Here is a 2,991-nt window from a genome sequence, read left to right as displayed (position 1 = left end):
AGAGGGGGCGTATGTCGGTGCAGGACGCGCGGATGGGTGCACGGCGGGCCCCCTCCCCCCGGCCCCCTCCCCCGCCTGCGGGGGCGCAGGGCGGGTGAGGGGGAGAACTGCAGCCCGCGCTGCACAGATCCTGTAGGGGCGCGATTTATCGCGCCCGTGCCCGCCGCCGCGCCGTCGCCCGCACGCGGCGCGGATTTCCGTAGGGGCAGACCTGCGTGTCTGCCCTCCCCTGCCCCGCGCCGAACCCCGCCCCGCATACCCAAACCCTGCCCGTGCCCGCCCCCGCGCTGATTCCCGCCGGCGCGCACCCATGCATGCAAAAACCCCCTCCCCCGGACGGTTTCGGGGGAGGGGGATGCGTCGCGGAGCGACGCTGGGGGTGGGGCCCCTACGCCTTCACCACCGAATGGTCGCCCAGGTCCACCTGGCCGCGCACGCCGGTGACCTGGACGTTGCTCCCGATCAGCGAGTCGTGCAGGTCGCAGCCGTCGATCACCGACTTCTCGCCCACGATGGTGTCGCGGAGCTTGCTGCCGCGCACGGTGACGCCGGCGGAAAGGGTGACGTTGGGGCCGATCTCGGCGTTCTCCAGCGTGACGCCGTCGGCCACGTGGACCGGCTCGTAGACGATCACCCCGTCCGCAGGCGCGGGCGAGCGGCCGCGGGTGGTGCTCAGGACGTGGCGGTTCGTCTCCAGGAGCGTGTCCGGCTTCCCCGCGTCGTACCATCCCTCCACCGGCGCCACCAGCAGCTTGCCGCCGTGGTCCACCATGTACTGGAAGGCGTCGGTCAGGAAGTACTCGCCGCCGACGCCCGGGTCGGTGGACATCACGTGGCGGATCCCCTCGAAGAGGAGCTTCCAGTCGCGGATGTAGTAGAGGCCGATGTTGGCCAGCTTGCTGACCGGCTCCTTGGGCTTCTCGATGATCTTCTGCATGAAGCCCTGCTCGTCCGTCACGATCACGCCGAAGCGCTGGTAGTCCTCCACCTCCTTGGCCCAGATCACCCCGGCCACGCCCTCCGGAAGGCGCTTGACGAGCGAGAGGTCCGCGTCGAACAGGGTGTCGACGAAGATGATCAGAAGGTCCTCCTGCACGTACGGCTCTGCGAGGGCGATGGCGTCGCCGGTGCCGCGCTGCTCCACCTGCTCCACGTACACGGCCTTGAAGTCCGGGTACTCGCGCGCCATGAACTCTTCCACGCGCTCCTTGAGGTGCCCCGTGATGCACACCGCCTCGCCCACGCCGAGCTCGCGCAGCTCGTCCAGGATGTAGGCGAGCACGGGCTTGTCGCCGACCTTGAGGAGCGGCTTGGGGGTGACGTGCGTATGCGGGCGAAGGCGCGTGCCCTTGCCGGCAAGCGGCATCACGACTTTCATCGGTTCTCCGGGCGGACGAGGCGGGTGGGTGGCATCCCCTGCGGGGTTCACGGATGCGCCCGCCGGGGGCACGATCCGTACCGCGGCGCGGCGATCGCCGCCGCGCTTTCCGCCACCCCGCCGGGCGCCTACATTCCGCTTCCTCCCACGGGGTGCGCCCCCCTCCGCCATCCTCCGCCCGAAGGGGTACCGCATGGGGCTCTGGACCGCCTTCACCCGCAACGTCGCGGAGACCCGCCCGGACGCGCCGCACCCCCGGCTGCGCGGCCGCGCCTACCCAGTCGCCTTCGCGCGGGTGTGGAGCGCGGCGCTGGAGACGGCGCGCGCCATGCCCCGGTGGACGATCACCGAAGAGGCCGCCGGCACGGGAACGATCCGCGCCGAGGCACGCACGCCGCTGTGGGGGTTCATCGACGACGTGGTCATCCGCATCTCGTTGGACGACAAGGGGATGACGCGGGTGGACCTGCGCTCGTCGTCACGCGTGGGGCGCGGCGATTTCGGGACGAACGGGCGCCGGGTCGCCCGCTTCTTGCACGCGCTTGACCGCCGCCTCGCGGGCGAGGGGGCGTCCAGGTGAACCGCTGAGACCCATGCAAAGCTCCAGCTCCGCGGACCGCATTCCGGTCCTTCCCATCCGCAGCACGGTGGTCTTTCCGGGGGGCGCCACCGCGCTCCAGATCGGCTTCGGGCCCAACGTGGAGGCACTGGCCGCCCATCCCGCCCCGGAACTGGAGGTCGCCACCGCCACTACGCACGAGGACGGCGCCGTGGAGCCGGCGACGCTGGAGCGGATCGCGAGCGTGGTGCGCGTGCTGGACCGGCTCAACCTCCCCGGCGGCACCACGCAGGTGACGCTCCAGGGGCTGCGCCGCGCGCGGCTTCAGGAGGTTCGGCTGGAGAACGGCTTCTACACCGCCCTTCCCGTACCGGTGGAGGAGGTGCCCGCGCCCGCCGAAGTGGCGGAGCCGCTGGTGGAGAAGATCCTCAACACGCTGGGCGGCGTGGCGGCGCGGGTGGAGCGCATCTCCGACGAGGTGCCGCGCATCCTGCGCATGAACCTCAGCGACCCCGGGCGCTTCGCCGATCTGGCCGCGACCCTCTGCAACTTCAAGGTGCCCGACCGCGACGCCGTCCTGCAGGAGCTTGACGTCGCCGAGCGGCTGCGCGTGGTGCTGCGCACTCTTGAGGAAGAGCTGGAGCACCTTCGTCAGCTCGATGGCGCGGACGGCACGCCGGCGGGCGCCGCGCCCCTCCCCGCGCGCGGGCGCGAGCGGAGCGACCAGATCCGCAAGCGCATCCAGGCGCTGCAGGCCGAGCTGGGCGACCTGGACCCGGTGGAGCGCGAGGCCAACGAGGTGCTGCGCAAGGTGGAGCGCGCCAGCCTCCCCCCGCGCATCGCCGCGCTGGCCCGGCGCGAGGCGGAGCGGCTGCGCTCCACCTCCGTCACCTCCACCGAAGCGTCCGAGATCCGCGCCTACCTGGACGCGCTGATCGCCGTCCCCTGGACGCAGCGGTCGGAGCGCGACGGGATCGAGCTGGAGCGCGTGGAAGCGGCCATCGACGAGGAGCACCTGGGATTGGACGAGGCCAAGCGCCGCCTCCTGGAGGTG

The 2,991-nt window shown here is 71.9% G+C and carries 3 protein-coding genes; 2 read left to right on the top strand and 1 reads right to left on the bottom strand.

Annotation, left to right across the window (positions count from 1 at the left end):
• Positions 1 to 388: 388 nt before the first annotated feature.
• Positions 389 to 1,378: a sugar phosphate nucleotidyltransferase gene (locus VF647_01725; protein HEX8450781.1), complete on the bottom strand. Its 990-nt coding sequence runs from the start codon at positions 1,376 to 1,378 to the stop codon at positions 389 to 391.
• 193 nt (positions 1,379 to 1,571) lie between these two features.
• On the opposite strand from VF647_01725, the gene VF647_01720 reads away from it, so the two are divergent.
• The gene (locus tag VF647_01720; protein ID HEX8450780.1) at positions 1,572 to 1,958 is read left to right on the top strand and encodes a DUF1499 domain-containing protein; all 387 of its coding nucleotides are present in this window, start codon (positions 1,572 to 1,574) and stop codon (positions 1,956 to 1,958) included.
• A 13-nt stretch (positions 1,959 to 1,971) separates the two neighbouring features.
• The coding region (locus VF647_01715; protein HEX8450779.1) for an LON peptidase substrate-binding domain-containing protein at positions 1,972 to 2,991 on the top strand (1,020 nt) is incomplete at its 3' end.

The sequence above is a fragment of the Longimicrobium sp. genome (assembly GCA_036387335.1).
Taxonomy (GTDB): Bacteria; Gemmatimonadota; Gemmatimonadetes; order Longimicrobiales; family Longimicrobiaceae; genus Longimicrobium.
Note: the sequence above shows the minus strand (reverse complement) of the source record. Positions and strands in the feature narration are given on the sequence as shown.